Below are 16821 nucleotides of genomic sequence, written 5' to 3'. Positions count from 1 at the left end.
TGTCTCGTGTAAAAGAGGCTCAAAGCGCCAGCAGGGCGCGGCGTTGTTGGTAACGGTCTCGAGCGATGACGGCCTGTGCCAGCCAGGCCAGCACCGTGCTCGGTTGCCAGCCCGGTGCAGTCAGGGGAAGGCGTATTCCGGTCAGCCCGCACAGCTGGTCCATCAGGGTTCGGCCCATCATCAGCGAAAGGGCGATACCGCGGCCATTGCAGCCACTCCAGCTGAGAACGCGTCCTTCGCTGTCGTGGACCTTGGGCAGGCCGTCGGGCGTCAAGCCCACCCAACCGGCCCACTGTTGACACGGTGTCGCAGGGCGGTGGCCGTACAACCCTTCCAGGCGCGCCTGCAACAGATCGCCACAGGCTTTCGCCCCTCGCTGCAGCGGAAGGGCGAAACATCCGGTCAAGACCGTACGGGCGTCAAGCCAGCGCGCAAACCACATGTCCTTGTGAGTGTCGGAAAAAGGCAGCGGGCTGGATGCGGCAGGGCGAGGCAACGCGAAGGTGGCCAAAGTGAGCGGAAGGGGGCCTACGGCGTGGCGGGTCACCCGGCTGGCTCCGGTGCCGTAGGCATTACCGGCGATGAAGACACGACCTGCACTCAGGCAGCCTGCCGGCGTTTCCAGGGTGACCCCACGGCCCTTGGGGGTAACTCGGATGACTGGACACTGCTCGATGATCGAGCCACCCTGGTGATGGATCGCATTGGCCATCTGTTGCAGCAAGGTCATGGGATTGATGGCTCCCCCACCTGGGAAGTGCAGCGCCTTCGTATAGCGAGAGGTGCCGATTGCATGCGCCAGGGCTTCACCTTCGAGTACGGTGACCTCCACGCCCAAGGCTCGCCAACCGGCGGCCAGTGTCTGTGCCTGGGTGGATGCTGTCGGCGTGAACGGTTGCAACCAGCCACGCCGATCCGCGCCCGGTGCCTGCTCGAACACACCGTGGACAGCCTCTTGAAGTGCTGCCATCAAGACGCTGGTACCACTGCCCACGCATCGACGAAGCGAGTCTGGCGTGTGGCGAGCAGGCACGGGAACCACAAAGCCCGAGTTTCGACCGCTGCCGCCGCTGCCTACCTGGTTCGCTTCCAGTACCGTAACGGACAGCCCCGCTTCGAGTGCCCGCTGCGCGGCGGCCAGGCCGCCGATACCGGCACCGATGACGGCGACATCGGTTTGCAGGGGCAGGGGCGCGCCATGGACCTGACGGCAGGTCAGTCGGGCTTGCCAGCACGAGGGCGCCGTCAGCAATTCGCGCAAGCCTGGACTATGCATGATCGACGCGCTCTGGAGCCGCCAGGCAAGCGCTCAGCGACTCGACGATGGACTGGGCGCGCAGTGCTAGCAAGCTGAAGGAACCCGCATCGCCCATCCCATGAGTGGATTCGCACAGACCATTCAGATAGATCGGTAGCGCGTTGCCCAAGTCGATGCGGTAGTCGCGCTGAACCGACAGCCCTGCGTGTGCGTACTCGCCAACCAACGTGGCCAGCAGCGGCGGCACAGGCTCCTGTCGTTCGCCCTGGCCAAGGTCGAGAAAACCGGTGGCCAGGATGACCAGATCGAACCCTTGGCGATGATGACGGCCCTCGAGGGCGTGCCGGCTTTCTATCTCCACCTGTCCGGGCGACGGACGACACGCCTGGATCTCCTCGCACGTGCGCAACTGCAGCCGACTTTCACCACGCAGGGACTGCTCGTAGCGACGCACGTACAATTGGTTGAGCACGTCGATATCGGCCGCCGAATAGTTGGTGTGTACCAGCTCCCGGCGCAGCCGTGCTTTCTGGTCGGGGGTGGCGCTGTAGAACGTATCGACGAAGGCAGGAAAGTAGACCTCATCGGAAAACGGGCTGGTGTCTTTTTGCCGGTAACCGAAATTGCGTGTGAAGCCCACCACGTCCCGGACGCCCGACTGTTCGCTGGCATGGAGCAGGATTTCCACGGCGCTCTGGCTGCCACCGATCACCGCCACCCGAGATTGGCCGCCCGTCGCAGCGATGCTTTCGGCCAGCGCTGGCAGGTAGTCGTTCAGGTGGCGAACACGGGCGTCGCTGATCCCCGCGAAGGGTGCCGGGATGTGAGGGGTGCGGCCGGGCGCCAGGACCAGCGCCCGTGCGCACACGACACGGCCGTCGGTACAGGTCACCTGGTAGTGACGCTCGCCTTCAGGCGCCTCGACCAGCGCCACGGCCTGTGCTTCGCAGCCATACTGCACGCGGTCGGCGAAGAAGCCGGCAGCCCAGGTGACGTACTGGGCGTACTCTTCGCGCAAGGGATAATGCAGCGGCAGGTTCAAATGCTCGTAGAGACGGCCTTGCTCGAAGAGGAAGTTGGTGAAGCCATAGCGGCTGCGTGGATTGCGTGGCGTCACCAGGTCGCGCAGCGGATGGTTCTGGATGTCCGAGCCGGGCAGCAGCATGTTGGGCTGCCAGAGCGGCCCCAGACGCCGCTCGAGAAAGGCCACGTCCAAGTGAGGTGCCAGCTCTTCGAGCGCGATGGCCAAGGCCAGGTTGGCCGGGCCGAAGCCGATGCCCAGGATGTCGACGACAGGCGAGAGACGGTTCATGCTTGCGCCTCCAGTGCGTTCGCCACCTGGGGCGATTGAGCCAGCGTGCGTTGCAGTGCGCGGCCAAGACGCTGCAGGATCTGCTCCACTTGCGTGGACGTGATCACCAGCGGTGGCAGGAAACGTAGCACCGCGCCGTGCCGCCCGCCCGTTTCGATGAGCAGACCTTCGTCCAGACAGGCCCGCTTCACGCGTGTGGCCAATTCACCCGCAGCCAGACGATGACCCTGGGTATCCAGTGCGCCCTCTGGGTCGACCAGCTCCATGCCCAACATCAGGCCCCGGCCTCGAACGTCGCCGATGCAGGTATGTTCCTGCTGGAGTCGTAGCAGGCCGTCCCGCAGTTGAGCGCCCACCTGACGTACATGATCGAGCAGGCCCTCCTGGCGAATGTATTCCAGGGTGGCGGCACCGCTGACCAGCGCGATCTGGTTACCCCGGAACGTGCCGGCGTGCGCACCGGGTTTCCACAGGTCGTACTGGTCCAGGTAGACCAGCACGGACAGGGGGTAACCTCCACCGATGGCTTTGGAGAGCAGGATGGCGTCGGGGGTGATGCCGGCGTGCTCGAAGGCGAACATGTCGCCACTGCGACCAATGCCGCTCTGAATCTCGTCGATCACCAGCGGAACGTGATGCCGCGTGGTGATCTCTCGTACCTGACGCAGCCAATGGGCGCTGGCGGGAATGCAGCCTCCTTCGCCCTGGATGGCTTCGAGCAGCACCATGGCGGGCTTGCCAACGCCGCTTTCAGGGTCGCTGAGCAGGTTGTCCAGGCACGCCAGGCTCAGCGCATCGGTGTCTGCGGCATGCACACCTGCGCCAAAGGGGCTGCGGAAGGCATAGGGATACGGCGCAAAATGCACCTCGCCGGGCAACCCGCTGATGGCATGCTTGGGCGCCAGATTGCCCATCATGCCCAGCGTGCCGTGGGTCATGCCATGGTAGGCGCCTTGGAAGACGATGACCGGACGCCGCCCGGTGGCGGTCTTGAACAGCTTGAGTGCTGCTTCGGCGGCATCCGCGCCCGTAGGACCGCAGAGCTGGAAGCGAGCGTTGGCGGCAAATTCGGCGGGAAGCGCCCGGTACAGCTCCTCGACGAAGTCGACTTTCGCGGGAGTGGCGATGTCCAGCGCCTGCTGCAGTTGTCCCGATTGAAGAAAGGCGATCACCCGATCGCGGACGAACGGATGGTTATGGCCCAAGGGTAGCGCGCCCGCGCAGGCCAGGCAGTCCAGGTAATGGCGACCCTCGCTGTCGATGACCTCGGCGCCCTGGCCTTGGCTCAAAAGCCTGGGAATGTTTCTGGCATAGGTGCGGGCGTTGGATTCTCGTGCGGCCAGCATGTGCAAAGCATTCGGGTTCATGGGGCAGTCCTTGTCAAAGGGAAACCGTGGCGATGGTGGAGTCCTGCTTCTGGCTGACCGCACGCTGGCCCAGGGCATGGATCCAGCGGCGGTATTCGAGGCCCATGCGGTCGCTGACCACGTGCATTTCCGCGCGTGGATCCAAGGGCAGGCGGGCAGGGCGTTGCGATTCGACAATGCGCCGATCCTGCTCGAACACGGTGTTCTGACGGGCGAGGATCTGCTCGAGGGTCAGCTCCGGACCGAAGTTGATGGCCACGATCAGCCAGATGATGCACTCGGCTTCATCCACCGGCGTGGCATTGAAGAACGTGCAGAAACGCTCGGTTTCGCCGGTTTTCTTCATGAAGTACGCGGTGGTGGGATTGAGCACCGAGTAGGTATAGCGCGCGTTGACGGGTATGCCACGGTGATCGCCGAACGGCTGGAACACCGTGATCTCCGACGAGTGCAAGCCCCGTTCGTCTTCGTGAACGCTGTACTTTTTCAACGGTTCCGGTGCGTCCGGCAGACCGTTGAGGTGAGCATGGACGAAGGGGAAATGCGAAGCGTCGATGAAGTTTTCCAGCGACCGCAACGCGTTGGCCTTGTAGTGGTACGGACCGGCGTAGACCTTCCGGTAACTGTCGTCTTCCCATTGCGGCAGCTCGGGCAGGGGCCGCTGAGGCGTTTCCAGGCTGACCCAGACATAGCCGTAGCGCTCTTGCGCATGGTGCCGGTACACCAGGCGGTGCGAGGCCGGTCCGCTGCGTTCCGGGTGGGCAGGTACCCGTGTGCACTGCCCTTGGGCGTTGTAGCGCCAGCCGTGGTAGGGGCACTCGATTTCACCCTGCTTGACGCAGCCCAGGGACAGGCGCGCGCCACGGTGGCCGCAGTAGTCTTTCCAGGCATGGACCTGGCCTGCTTCGTCTCGCCACAGCACCAGGTCTTCGCCCAGCAGTTTGGCGGCCAGCGGCTGCTGCACGCCGACGTCTTCACTGCGGCACAACACATGCCATTGTCCTGCCAGCGCCTTGTAGTCGACTTCGTCACGATTCCATTCACCGGTGTAGAACATCGGTATCTCCTGTTTTCAGGCAAAGAAAGGCCGTCGATGCCCGAGGGCATCGTTTTTCAAAGGTCAGCGGTCAGCGGATTTCGGGGTGTCGCGGCTCGAACCGCCAGCCAGGCGCTGCCCAGCCGGTTTCGTCGTAGTCACCCAGGCACTGGTCGACCAGAGAGGTGCACTGATCCATCACACCGGCGGTTTCGCAATGACGCAGCATGTCCAGGCGAACCTGCTCGTTGTTGCCGGCGTAGTTGTTCTCGTAGAGCTCATGGCGACCGGCGAACTCGCTGCCCAGCGCGTCCCACAGCAGCTTGATCAGCTTCATGCGCTCGGAGGCAGTCTGGCCCGTGCCTTGGTAATAGTCATCGATCAACGGCCGGGTCTGGGGGTCGGCCATGTCCAGCCAGCTGGATACCTGCATGATCGGCGAGCCACCAAGGATAGTGTTGAAGACCGGCTTGAGCTGGCTCATCATCTGGGTGCCGAAGTAGCGCACGGTGGCGGCGGCTTCGAGGCGTGGCACGACCGAGCCATCCTGACGGACTTCGGGCGACTGGCACAGGTTTTCGGTCAACGTCCACAGCATGTTGCGCAGGGCCACGATGTCCGCCAGCCGCGTACGCACGCCACGGAATTCCGACGAACCGTTGGATGCCAGCACCTTGGCCAGCAGGCCGCAGATGAAGTCCATCTTGACGGCCAGGCGGGTGCCGGACTGCAACGGGTAACGGTTCAGGAAGCCCGACGCGGCGTAGAAGCTGCGCGCCCGCTCGACGTCCCGGTAGATCAAGACGTTTTCCCAGGGCACAAGCACGCCATCGAAGATCAGCACCGAATCGTTTTCGTCGAAGCGGCTGGACAACGGATTGTCGAACGGGCTCAGGGCTGCAGCTTCATAGGAGCGGCGGCACATGATCTTCAGGTTGGGCGCGTTCATCGGCAGGATGAAGCACAGGGCAAAGTCTTCTTCGGTACCGGCCCGGTACTGGGTCGCGCTGTTTTGCGCGACGAAGGTGGCATTGGACAAGGCGGCGCTGGTGGCCACCATCTTCACACCGCGCACGATGATGCCAGCGTCCGTTTCCTTTTCCACATGCAGGTAGATGTCGCGCATCTCCGCTACGCTGCGTGCCCGCCCTATGGGTGGGTTGACCAACACGTGGTTGAGGAACATCACCTGGCGGGCGCTTTTCTGGTACCAGGCCAAGGCGTTGTCGTGGAACGGCGCATAGAGGTGTGGGTCGGAGCGCAGGGTCGCGGTGAAGCCGGCCTTGTAATCCGGCGTACGGCCCATGAACCCATAGGACAGACGCGACCAATGGGCGATGGCGTCCCGTGCCTTGAGCAGATCGGCGGACGAGCGTGCCGGCATGAAGTAGCGATGCGTTCGATAGCCGTCCGGGTCGATGTCCGTCATCAGCGTCTGCGTGGCCGGATCATGCAACGCGTCGTACAGCCGCGACAGCGAGTAGGCGCTATTGCGGAAAGCCGGGTGCTCGCAGACGTTCTTCACCCGCTCGCCATAGATATGCACGTCGCGTCCATCGTCGAGGCTGTCCAGGAATTGGGCCCCTGTCATCATTTCGTTGTGCGCACCAGCGTCCATCAGAACTTCCTTGTTGTTGTTGTGGGGAAAGCCGTGGTCCGATGCGGCCTCCTGAAGAGGCCGGCAGGTCAAACGTAATAACGCGCGATCAAGGTGATGCCGGAAACGAGCACCACGATGTTGATCACCTTGAGGAATTGTTCACGCGACATGTTCAGCGTGATGCGGCGCCCGACGGTGACGCCGATCAACATGCCAGGGGCGAGAAAGAGCGCCAGCCACAGCAGGCTGGTGTCGAGGTACACCCCGGCCAGCGCGAACAGCACCACGCGGGTCAGCGTACTCAGCCCGATGAGCGTGGTCTGGGTGATGCGCATGGCATCCTTGGTCGGGATCCGGCCGCTGAGGTAGATCGCGTAGATGAACCCGCCGCTACCGAACAAGGCGCTGAAGACGCCGCCAATCGAGCCGAACGGGTAGGCCGCCGCTGCACTGAAGTGGCGCTGGGGCTTGAGCCCGCTCAGCGAATACAGGGCATAACAGACCACGAAGACACCCAGGGCCGGCAGCAGGTACTCAGGGCGTGTGGCCAACAGGATGGCCGCGCCGATCAGGCTGCCGAGGATCATCATGGGGACCAGGCGGCGCAGTTCGCGCCAGTCGGCATTACGACCGTCACGGCTCACGTTGACCAGGGCCGCGAACAGGTCCATCAGCGCCAGAAGCGGAACGATCTTGGCAACCGGCAGGAACAGGGCCAGCACGGGGCTCGCCACCAGGGCAGTCCCGAACCCGGCAATGCCGAAAATCACGTAGGCACATAGCAGGGTGGCAAAAATCAGGGCGTAGGGAGCCCATCCAATGGTCAGCCCGTCGATCATCACACGAGTCCTTTCTTGTTATGTGGGTAATTCGTTTTGGATCCTAAATCAGCACCCAATACGGCGCAACACCGATTGGATCCCTTCTTTAGTCGCACACCGTTGCGGGTCTGTTCGTCGCTTCCGATGGAGCCTGATGCGTATCGCGCAACTGGCTCACACGGCTGCGCGTGCGAGCCAGGTCGCCGGCCTCGCAGGCATCCATCATCTGGTCGAACGGCAGTTCGCTGATCAGAAACAGCGTGGCGCGTTTGTCGTACAGCACGTCGATGACGTTGAGGAAGCGTTGCTGCCCGGCTGCACTGGCCGTCGACAACCTGGGTACGGCATCGATCACCCAGCGCGTGTACCGATCGGCCAGGGCCAGATAGTCGATGGTGGCTGAATCGGCTTCGCACAGGTCCGCGAACCGGAAGTACACCATGTCGTCATCCAGCACCAGACCCTCGAGCACGCGGTGATTGACCGTCAGCGGCCCCGTCTCCGGCAACCCGACCGGTACGCCAAGGTGTTGTCGTTGTTGGGCGGTTCCGGGAGACACGAAGGCACCCTGGTTGAAGGCATCTGCCGAGGCGTCACTGGAGGCGCGATAATCCAGGTCGCCCGCCACGGACTGGACGTCCATGTGCTGTTCGATCAGTTCGATGGTCGGCAGGAAGCGCTCGTGGTACAGCGGGTTCGGCAGCAAGCCTTGAGGTGGGTAGTTGGAGGTCACGACCATCACGCAGCGGCGATTGAGCAAGGCCTTGAACAGGCGACTGACCAGCATGGCATCGCCAATGTCATGCAGGTGGAACTCATCGAAGCACAGCAGGCGGCAATCGCCGAGCAGACTGTCCAGTGCCGTTTCGATCGCGTTTGGCGTGGCCGCATGCTCGAACATGCGCTGGTGGAACTCACGAAAGAAGGCATGGAAATGAATGCGACGTTTCTGGGGCAGGGGCACGGCTGCGAAGAACGTATCCAGCACGAAGCTCTTGCCGCGTCCTACCGGCCCCCACAGGTAGAGGCCACGGGGCATCAGATGCCCGAGTCGCATCAACAACGAAGGGTTGAGCAGCGTCTGGGTCAAGTCGCCCAAGCGCCGTGCAGCGGCCACCTGGTAGGCATCGAGCGTATAGCCCTTGGCATGGGCAGCCTGCTCGATGGCGGCAACCACCTCGTTTCCTGCATTACCGTGTTTCATCTCAAACCCTACCAAGGACCGATGCCGGATAGTAGCCATAGTCACTGCGCAACGATAGACATTGGATCCTAAATTGGATGCGCCGTTTCAGCCTTTTTCCAAGGCCAGGTAGCGCTGGGTGCGCACGATCGCTTCGCGCTCCGTGAAGCTGGTGAGCTGGTCGGCCATCGCGGCGCTGTCACCGCTGCGCATGATCTCGGCCAAGGTCTGCTGCATGGCGTGGATCGCGGCGCGTTGCAGGTCCGACGGGATGATCACCAGCTGATAGCCCAAGGCTGCCAAGGTCTCGACCGGCACCATGGGCGTCTTGCCGCCGTGGAACATGTTCATCAGTTTCGGGCCGGGCAGACGGTGCGCGATCGCCTCGATCTGCGCCAGGGTCTCCGGTGCCTCCACGAAGATCATGTCGGCACCCGCTTCGATGTAGGCCTCGGCACGGTCCAGGGCGGCCTCGAAACCTTCGACGGCGATCGCATCGGTGCGGGCGATCAGTACGAAGTCCGGATCCTGCAGGGCATGGCGCGCGATGCGGATCTTGGTGCACATCTCCGACGGGGCGATCAGTGTCTTGTCGTTCAGGTGCCCGCAGCGTTTGGGAAAGACTTGGTCTTCCAGGTGCAGGGCCGCCACACCGATACGTTCGAACGCGCGCACGGTTCGCTCGACGTTGGGACCGCCGCCAAAGCCGGTGTCGGCATCCGCGATCACGGGAAGCGTGGTGGCGTCGACGATTTTCTCGATGCGCTCGAGCACTTCGCTGAAGCTCAGCAGGCCGATGTCCGGCAATGCCGTGGAGCGCGCAATGGCGCCGCCGCTGGCGTAGACGGCCTGGAACCCAGCCAGTTCGACCAGGCGCGAGGACAGCCCATCGTAGGCGCCTGGGGCGACCAGGCTGGTGCCGCTGGCGAGGTGTTTACGCAGCTGTGCGGTGACGGTCATGGCGTCCTCTGCCTCTTGCTCTCGGGAAGGAGGGAAAAGCTTGGCGGGCCTTGTCGAGGATGTCTAATATTTAAAAAGTACCTGATTAGGATGTAAAAGGTTCCATGGAGCTTCGTCATCTGCGTTATTTCGTCGCCACGGCCCAGGCCCAGAGCTTCACCAAGGCCGCGCAGGCCCTGCACATCGCCCAGCCTCCGCTGGGGCAGCAGATACGTGCCCTCGAGCAGGAAGTCGGTACGCCGCTGTTCTTGCGCCAGGGCCGCGGCGTGGTGCTCAGTGATGCGGGCGCCGTGTTCCTCACGTCGGCGCTGGATATCCTGGCGCGCGTCGAGCAGGCGAAAAAAGAGGCCGTCAGGGCGGCCAATGGCGAGCTTGGCACATTGGTCCTGGGATTCACCGAGTCGGCGTCGTTCAACGAAACGGTCACCCAGCTGATCAGCCGTTACCAGCAGGCCTGTCCCGACGTCGGCCTCACGCTGCTCGAAGATGACAGCGAAACGCTAATCCGGCGATTGAGCCAAGGGGAGCTGGATGCCGCCATCGTCCGGCCTCCTTTTGCCGACACGGATGACTTGGCCTTCCACATCCTCAGCGAAGAACCACTCATGGTGGTGTTACCCAGCGGCCATGCTCTGGCGCGACGTGATCGTCTGTGTCTGGAGGATCTTCGTCACGAGCGCTTCGTGCTCTATGCGCGTCAGTCAGGCCATGGGTTGAGCGCCGATATCGTGGCCGAATGTCGTGCCCACGGGTTCAACCCCCTGATCCATCAGCAGGCCCCGCAGGTATCGTCGGCGGTCAACCTGGTTTCCGCCGGCATGGGCGTGGCGATCGTCCCGGCGTCCATGCAGCGCATGCAGCGGCCAGGGCTGGCCTTCCGCGCCCTGGCGCTGGAGCGCCCGCGGGCCGTGCTGGGGCTCGCTACCCAGGCGCACCCGAGGCGCACCGTGGTGCAGCGGCTGCTGTCATGCGCCGAGGGGTTGCGCACAGGCGAGGGATAGCAGGTAAGCTAGGCGCCTCTTTTGTAGTGTGACCTGGGCGATGGAATTCAAGGATCTGCGGGACTTCGTGCGGCAGCTAGAGCAGCGCGGCGAGCTGAAGCGCATTGCGGTGCCGGTATCACCGGTGCTGGAAATGACCGAAATCTGCGACCGGACCTTGCGCAAGCAGGGCCCGGCGCTGTTGTTCGAGAACCCCGTCGGTTTCGACATGCCCGTGCTCGGCAACCTGTTCGGCACGCCCGGGCGCGTGGCGCTGGGCATGGGCGCCGAGTCGGTGAGCGAGCTGCGGGAAATCGGCAAGCTGCTGGCCTTCCTCAAGGAGCCCGAGCCGCCCAAGGGCCTCAAGGACGCCTGGTCCAAGCTGCCGATCTTCAAAAAGATCATCTCCATGGCGCCCAAGGTGCTCAAGGACGCGGCCTGCCAGGAAATCGTGATCGAAGGCGACGACGTCGACCTGGGCGCGCTGCCTGTCCAGCACTGCTGGCCTGGCGATGTCGCGCCGCTGATCACCTGGGGCCTGACCGTGACCCGCGGCCCCAACAAGGAACGGCAGAACCTGGGCATCTACCGCCAGCAGGTGATCGCCCGCAACAAGGTCATCATGCGCTGGCTGAGCCACCGGGGCGGTGCGCTGGACTACCGCGAATGGTGCGAAAAGCATCCCGGCGAACCCTTCCCCGTGGCCGTGGCCCTGGGCGCCGACCCGGCGACCATTCTGGGAGCGGTCACTCCCGTGCCCGACAGCCTGTCGGAGTACGCCTTCGCAGGCTTGCTGCGCGGTCATCGCACCGAGCTGGTGAAATGCCGCGGCAGCAACCTGCAGGTACCGGCCAGTGCGGAAATCGTGCTCGAAGGGGTGATCCACCCTGGCGAAATGGCCGACGAAGGCCCGTACGGCGACCACACCGGCTACTACAACGAAGTGGACCGCTTCCCGGTGTTCACGGTCGAGCGCATCACCCACCGCCTGCGTCCGATCTACCACAGCACCTATACCGGTCGGCCGCCCGACGAGCCGGCGATCCTTGGTGTGGCCTTGAACGAAGTGTTCGTGCCGATCCTGCAAAAGCAGTTCCCGGAAATCGTCGACTTCTACCTGCCGCCCGAAGGCTGCTCGTACCGCATGGCGGTGGTGACCATCAAGAAGCAGTACCCCGGCCATGCCAAGCGGGTGATGCTGGGGGTCTGGTCGTTCCTGCGCCAGTTCATGTACACCAAGTTCGTCATCGTGACCGACGACGACATCAACGCCCGCGACTGGAACGACGTGATCTGGGCGGTCACCACCCGCATGGATCCCAAGCGTGATACCGTGCTGATCGACAACACGCCGATCGACTACCTCGACTTCGCGTCGCCGGTATCGGGCCTGGGGTCGAAGATGGGCCTGGACGCGACCCACAAGTGGCCAGGCGAAACCACGCGCGAGTGGGGCAGGGTCATCGTCAAGGATGATGCCGTCACTCGCCGTATCGACGAGCTGTGGGATCAGTTGGGAATCGATTGAATGCAGGTAACCTTGCAGCCGTCCGGCGCCGTGCTGGCGGTGAAACCGGGAGAACGGATTCTGGAGGCCGCGCGGCGCCTGGGCTATGACTGCCCGCAGAGCTGCCGCAATGGCAATTGTCACGTCTGCGCAGCCTTGCTGGTCGAGGGCCGGATTCGCCAGGAAGGGGAGGTGCGTGACCACGGGGAGTTGTACACCTGCATCGCCGAGCCCCTGGAAGACTGCGTGCTGCTGTGGGACGGTGTGCTGGCCCTGGGCGAGCTGCCGGTACGCGCCCTGGCCTGTACCCTGAGCGACTGTCGCGACATGGGCGGCGATGTCTGGCGTGTTCGCCTGCTCGCCCCGGCCGGCAAGCCACCGCGCTACCACGCCGGCCAGTACCTGATGATCGAGCGTGACGGGGCGAGCAAGGCCGCGTTTTCGCTGGCCTCGGCCCCCCACCGTGGTCGTGAGCTGGAGCTTCACGTGCTGGCACGCGAAGACAGCACACGCCAGCTGATCGCCCAACTGCAGCGCGACCAGATGGCACGCTTGGAAATGCCTTTTGGCGATACCCACCTGGCCGAACTGCCTGACGGCCCGCTCGTGCTGATTGCCGCCGGTACCGGCATGGCCCAGATGCACAGCCTGATCGAGCACTGCCGTGCCAAGGGGTTCGAACACCCGGTGCACCTGTACTGGGGCGTGCGCCGTCCGGAAGACTTCTACACCCTCGAACACTGGGCCGAGTGGGAGGCGTTACCCAACCTGCACCTGCATCAGGTCGTCAGCGACCTGTGTGGCTGGGAAGGGCGCTGCGGCATGCTGCATGAAGCCGTGCGCGAAGACATCGCCGACCTCAACCAGGTCCACGTGTACGCCAGCGGTTCGCCGAACATGATCTACGCCACCCTCGATGCACTGGTCGAGGCCGGCATGGATGCGCATCGGATGCGCGCGGACGTGTTCGCCTATGCCCCACGGGCTTGACGACAGCCCTCAGCGTTCGGCCGGGCAATAGACCGTATCCGGCGCCCAGGCCGGCGCCTGCCGAAGGTTGAACAGGCGGCAGGTCGCATACCAGCAGAGCGCGCCATACAGGTTCCAGGGGAAGAGTACGCACCAGACAGGGAGTAACCCGTTGTACTTGAGCTGCTCTTCCCACGGCTCGCCGGTGCGCCAGGGCACGTAATGCCGCAGGGCCTCCCGGGGCGTCAGGTAGATGCGCTGGTTGGGGACCTGGCCCCAGTTGCCCTCTGCCGGGGGCGGCAGCCCTTCAGGGCCGTGGTCCATGAAGTGTTCGATGTAGGCCTGCACGGACAGCACGTTCGAGGCGTCTGGCGTGCTGGCGGTATTGCCGTCTATCCAGATGAAGATATCCAGCAAGCCCTTCGACGGATTGGCCGTGTCCCGGATCACCAGGGACTGCGCCGTGCCGATACCGGCGCCATTGAAACCTACGCGGGCAGAAGGGTATAGCTCCGCGTCTTTCCACTGGCAGACGAACGGTTTTTTACCACGCCATGTGGTGATGACTTGCAGTTCTCTGTCGAAGAAGAAGTGCGAGAGGGTTTTGAGGAGGTAGATGCGGTAGAGCAAGAAGAGCGCGAGCATCAAGGGGACGCTGAGGCTGGCCAGGCTTAAATAGATCAGGAAAGGATCGAAGTCGCTGTCATGCAAGAGGATAGCAGGAAGCCCAATAAATGAGATAAGCGCCCAGGAGCAATAGAGCTTGCCCATGAATGCGGAGTCTTCGATCCAGGGGTTTCGCAGGCATAAAATGCGTTTGTCCATGCTTATCAGCTGATCGGATATCTTTGGCTTGGTCAAACTGCGAGGCATATTAATATGTCTTTCAGCTACCATGGGTATTTTCCTAGCGTGAAGGTGCGGTGAATGGACTCGCTGTTCGTTAAAGGGTGGCTAGGTGTATAATGGACATGAAGAGATACTTCCTTGAGGTCTGTTGCGCGACATTCAAAGTTCAAGATCAATCCCTGAGCTGTTTCAAAAGCCTCGACATTGTAAATAACCGTTTCAGTTGTGGCCTTCCTCGCGTGAATGCCTTCGGCATTGGCTTCCCATTTGCTTTCACCCAGCATGAAACCTCTAAGAAGAACAGTGAATTCAGCAATGCTTGGCTTGCTGTAGAAGGTCTTGCTATAAGGTACGGAGGTGCCTAGAGGCGTTATGGGTATAGCGTCATGCCAGGCGGTTTCTATTGTGCGTGCGATGCAGGTTATTTCAATTTTTTCTAGTAAGAGCGGTGCATGGTAGATAGCATGCCAACTTATCAGCTCTTCAGATAAGCTTTTGTAATCAGGAAGCTTTTTGTCGTAAGTAAGTCTTATGCCTTCACGAACTTCTCCGTCGTTCAATTTGTTTCCAAAAATGCTCCGTGCGATCCATAGCTCGGTAGGTGTATGGATACGGTCATTGGACTTTGAAATAAGAATAAGACCGACCATGATAAAAGCAGCGCCAACTAGGATAACGGTTGAGACAATCAGGCCTGCGGTAGATGCTAATGTGGTTAGTCCCAGTGCTGCTAACCCTCCTTCCAAGACTAACCCGTTGCCTAGTGCAAATGCGATGCCGCCGCCAAAAGAATATAAGGCGGCAATGCTATCACCGTTTCGACGTTGTCGGGCTGCTCTGCTGAGGTCGGAAGCCAATCCCAAAAGTATGGCTGGGTAACCTAATGCACGTGTATAAATTTTGCTTGTGATGAGCTTCACAGTGCTTTTTGCAAAGCCGCTCTCTTTGATCAAAAGATCTTTCCGCAGCCTGAGTATTTCATTGAGAGAATAGCCGCTGGCGATGGAAGCGCTGATGGACCCCGAGGTGGCAAACAGCGCAGAAGCGAAGCTGGTGGTGTGTTCGATGCCGCCAATGGCGACGGCGTTATGGTAGGCCGCTTTCAAATTGATCATATTGAACCAGAGCGCGCCTATGTTTAGAGCGCTGAGGCTGCCTGACTTTGCCACTAGCAGCCGTGTGGGCTTCACTTTGAGCGTTGTGGTCTCTTGAAGGGTGACCGTTCGGCTTCCCTGGATGTGCAATGAGGTGGTTTTCTTGACTTCAGCCATGCCGGCTTCGATGAAGCGTTTTATCTCGCTGCTGAACGTGTCAGACTTTATGTAGGTGTCCGTTATCTCATAGCGTGCGACGAGTAAGCCAAGTGCTTTTACTGCGTTGGTGTCGTTCGCAGCCGCCAATAGTTGCTGATGCAAGGTATGGCTAGCGTTCCAACGCGTTTGGCCACGCATACGTTTGAGCACAACCGTACTGACCGACTCTGCGGTCAAGTCGGTTGTGCCAGCAAGCGCTGGAAACTGCCCGCCGATACCCTCAATGACACCTGCATTAGCGCTCAATAGCGTCGCGACTGCGTCTGCGCGATCTTTGAATGGATTGAACGGCGCCAATGCGACGTACAACGGGCTATCTTCATGGTCCAGCCACCTCTCAAGCCGTTTGAAACGTGGGTCTTCGTCCTCTGTCCCCGGCAAAGTCTGACTCATGGGGTGGATCAATAAAGCGAGTAGCGTTTCCAGACTCGTGGCCGAGTCCCGATTGTCGCGGTCGTAGGTAGCCAGGGCTGCAGCCAGGCTGCGGTTGTTCTCCAGTGAGCCGACCTCTGCAGAAGCGAGCCACACATCATGATCGTAGGTCGCCTCCAAGGCGATAGCTTGCAGTTCCATCCGCTTGCTCTGCATCCGGTCACGCTGCCCGAGGAACGCCCAGTATTTTTCGACGTCCAGCCGTTCTGCCAAGCGTGCGCCTTGGGGCGAAGCACGGGGGTCGGTCAGCTTTTCATACCGTTGTTGGCTTGGGGAGCCTTGATAATATCGGTCGTCGCTGCGTCTCTTCGACCGGTAACGCTCACCTGTCATCAGCCCGGCAGGTGTACGTTTCTGCTCATACAAGCTTTCCAGCGTCTGCTCGATCAGAAAGGCGATCATGTCCTTGCGGTGATAGTCCTGACTGTCCGCGCTCAGCACCCCTGAAGTCTTGTAAAAGCACGAGGGCACGGCATCGTGGGTGCTCTGACTGGGGTCATCGAAACGCATGTGTACCGGTGTGGGCATGAGATCGCGCACCTGGTGCTGATACGCCGAGACCGACAGGCCAAGGTCCAGGCCGATGCCTTCGGCATCGTTGAGTGCGACGACGGCAGGCACACGTGGCGTCAGGCAAGGGTAATGGGTGCGCAGGCTCAGGAAGGTATAGGGCGTCAGATCAGGACTGCTCTCGTGACAGCTCCAGAACAGCGGCATCCGTTGGCCAGCGGGCTTGTAATCTTCCACCCACTGAACGAGCGCATCGGCAGGCAGAACGTGAGGCTGGGTCGACGGGGATGACTCGCCGCTGAGCAGCTCGACAAGATCGAGTCGTCGCATATGGCGACTGCGCATCGCCTGGCTGGCACACAGCCTGGCCGTCATGGCATTGGTCCACAGGTGCGAGCTGTAGCCAATCCAGATTTCCGCGGCCCTGGCCTCGTCGTGCTCGACCCATACCCAGCCCAAGGATCGGTTGGACACGAAGCAGTCACGGCGGTGATAGCACTCCAGCCCCTGATACTTCAGTTCCTTGAAATGGCCTTCGCCGTCGTGTTCGTGGATGACGAGTCGCTCACCCTCCGGGCCTTTCATGAAGACGTACACATAACCAGGCCGTAGCGCCCGCAGGGTGTAGACCGATCGCTTCAGGGCAGGGAATGCTGTATCCAAGGCATAGCCAGAGTCGGCATAGCGCGTACTGCCTGACTCGGTGTCGCGTGGCACGACGGCA

Annotated in this window: 12 protein-coding genes and 1 pseudogene; 3 read left to right on the top strand and 10 right to left on the bottom strand. The window is 61.8% G+C overall.

The annotated features are described in order from the left end of the window. Positions 1-19: 19 nt before the first annotated feature. The 8 genes and pseudogenes from APT63_19320 to APT63_19285 form a co-directional block, all read right to left on the bottom strand. A complete protein-coding gene (locus APT63_19320; GenBank protein ID AMA47613.1) occupies positions 20-1261 on the bottom strand; it encodes a hypothetical protein in 1242 nt (413 codons plus the stop codon). Between the two features lie 7 nt (positions 1262-1268). Continuing rightward, positions 1269-2570, bottom strand: coding sequence for a hypothetical protein (locus APT63_19315; protein ID AMA47612.1), 1302 nt, complete (start codon positions 2568-2570; stop codon positions 1269-1271). A 74-nt stretch (positions 2571-2644) separates the two neighbouring features. Next, positions 2645-3937 (bottom strand): annotated as a pseudogene (locus APT63_19310) (2,4-diaminobutyrate 4-aminotransferase). 13 nt (positions 3938-3950) lie between these two features. Beyond that, positions 3951-4994, bottom strand: coding sequence for an aromatic-ring-hydroxylating dioxygenase (locus APT63_19305; protein ID AMA47611.1), 1044 nt, complete (start codon positions 4992-4994; stop codon positions 3951-3953). 70 nt (positions 4995-5064) lie between these two features. Beyond that, positions 5065-6591, bottom strand: coding sequence for a Pyoverdin chromophore biosynthetic protein pvcC (locus APT63_19300; protein ID AMA47610.1), 1527 nt, complete (start codon positions 6589-6591; stop codon positions 5065-5067). 68 nt (positions 6592-6659) lie between these two features. After that, a complete protein-coding gene (locus APT63_19295; protein AMA47609.1) occupies positions 6660-7412 on the bottom strand; it encodes a permease in 753 nt (250 codons plus the stop codon). An 88-nt stretch (positions 7413-7500) separates the two neighbouring features. Beyond that, positions 7501-8598 carry an ATPase gene (locus APT63_19290; protein ID AMA47608.1) on the bottom strand — a complete coding sequence of 366 codons (1098 nt, stop codon included), beginning with the start codon at positions 8596-8598 and terminating at the stop codon, positions 7501-7503. 87 nt (positions 8599-8685) lie between these two features. Further along, a complete protein-coding gene (locus tag APT63_19285) occupies positions 8686-9537 on the bottom strand; it encodes an isocitrate lyase (protein ID AMA47607.1) in 852 nt (283 codons plus the stop codon). A gap of 104 nt (positions 9538-9641) precedes the next feature. Here APT63_19285 and APT63_19280 point away from each other — a divergent pair, with 104 nt between their 5' ends. The 3 genes from APT63_19280 to APT63_19270 are packed head-to-tail and all read left to right on the top strand — an operon-like array spanning position 9642 to position 13014. Next, the gene (locus APT63_19280) at positions 9642-10538 is read left to right on the top strand and encodes a LysR family transcriptional regulator (GenBank protein ID AMA47606.1); all 897 of its coding nucleotides are present in this window, start codon (positions 9642-9644) and stop codon (positions 10536-10538) included. A gap of 40 nt (positions 10539-10578) precedes the next feature. Continuing rightward, the gene (locus APT63_19275; GenBank protein ID AMA47605.1) at positions 10579-12045 is read left to right on the top strand and encodes a 3-octaprenyl-4-hydroxybenzoate decarboxylase; all 1467 of its coding nucleotides are present in this window, start codon (positions 10579-10581) and stop codon (positions 12043-12045) included. After that, positions 12046-13014: a CDP-6-deoxy-delta-3,4-glucoseen reductase gene (locus APT63_19270; GenBank protein ID AMA47604.1), complete on the top strand. Its 969-nt coding sequence runs from the start codon at positions 12046-12048 to the stop codon at positions 13012-13014. It abuts the gene before it with no gap. A gap of 9 nt (positions 13015-13023) precedes the next feature. Here the strand turns inward: APT63_19270 and APT63_19265 are convergent, their stop codons facing one another. After that, a complete protein-coding gene (locus APT63_19265; GenBank protein AMA47603.1) occupies positions 13024-13890 on the bottom strand; it encodes a hypothetical protein in 867 nt (288 codons plus the stop codon). Beyond that, on the bottom strand, positions 13884-16814 hold the full coding sequence (locus APT63_19260; GenBank protein AMA47602.1) for a hypothetical protein: 2931 nt from the start codon (positions 16812-16814) through the stop codon (positions 13884-13886). Before APT63_19260 ends, APT63_19265 begins: the two co-directional genes overlap by 7 nt. Positions 16815-16821 lie beyond the last annotated feature (7 nt).

It is taken from the genome of Pseudomonas monteilii, from assembly GCA_001534745.1.
Classification (GTDB): domain Bacteria; phylum Pseudomonadota; class Gammaproteobacteria; order Pseudomonadales; family Pseudomonadaceae; genus Aquipseudomonas; species Aquipseudomonas alabamensis.
This window is presented reverse-complemented; position numbering and strand designations above follow the sequence as displayed.

Excerpts from the sequence above, each read along its gene's own strand:
- APT63_19295 (AMA47609.1), bottom strand. The coding sequence starts at position 7,412 with ATGATCGACGGGCTGACCATTGGATGGGCTCCCTACGCCCTGATTTTT.
- APT63_19265 (AMA47603.1), bottom strand. The coding sequence starts at position 13,890 with ATGGTAGCTGAAAGACATATTAATATGCCTCGCAGTTTGACCAAGCCA.
- APT63_19315 (AMA47612.1), bottom strand. The coding sequence starts at position 2,570 with ATGAACCGTCTCTCGCCTGTCGTCGACATCCTGGGCATCGGCTTCGGC.
- APT63_19270 (AMA47604.1), top strand. The coding sequence starts at position 12,046 with ATGCAGGTAACCTTGCAGCCGTCCGGCGCCGTGCTGGCGGTGAAACCG.
- APT63_19285 (AMA47607.1), bottom strand. The coding sequence starts at position 9,537 with ATGACCGTCACCGCACAGCTGCGTAAACACCTCGCCAGCGGCACCAGC.
- APT63_19305 (AMA47611.1), bottom strand. The coding sequence starts at position 4,994 with ATGTTCTACACCGGTGAATGGAATCGTGACGAAGTCGACTACAAGGCG.
- APT63_19290 (AMA47608.1), bottom strand. The coding sequence starts at position 8,598 with ATGAAACACGGTAATGCAGGAAACGAGGTGGTTGCCGCCATCGAGCAG.
- APT63_19280 (AMA47606.1), top strand. The coding sequence starts at position 9,642 with ATGGAGCTTCGTCATCTGCGTTATTTCGTCGCCACGGCCCAGGCCCAG.
- APT63_19300 (AMA47610.1), bottom strand. The coding sequence starts at position 6,591 with ATGGACGCTGGTGCGCACAACGAAATGATGACAGGGGCCCAATTCCTG.
- APT63_19275 (AMA47605.1), top strand. The coding sequence starts at position 10,579 with ATGGAATTCAAGGATCTGCGGGACTTCGTGCGGCAGCTAGAGCAGCGC.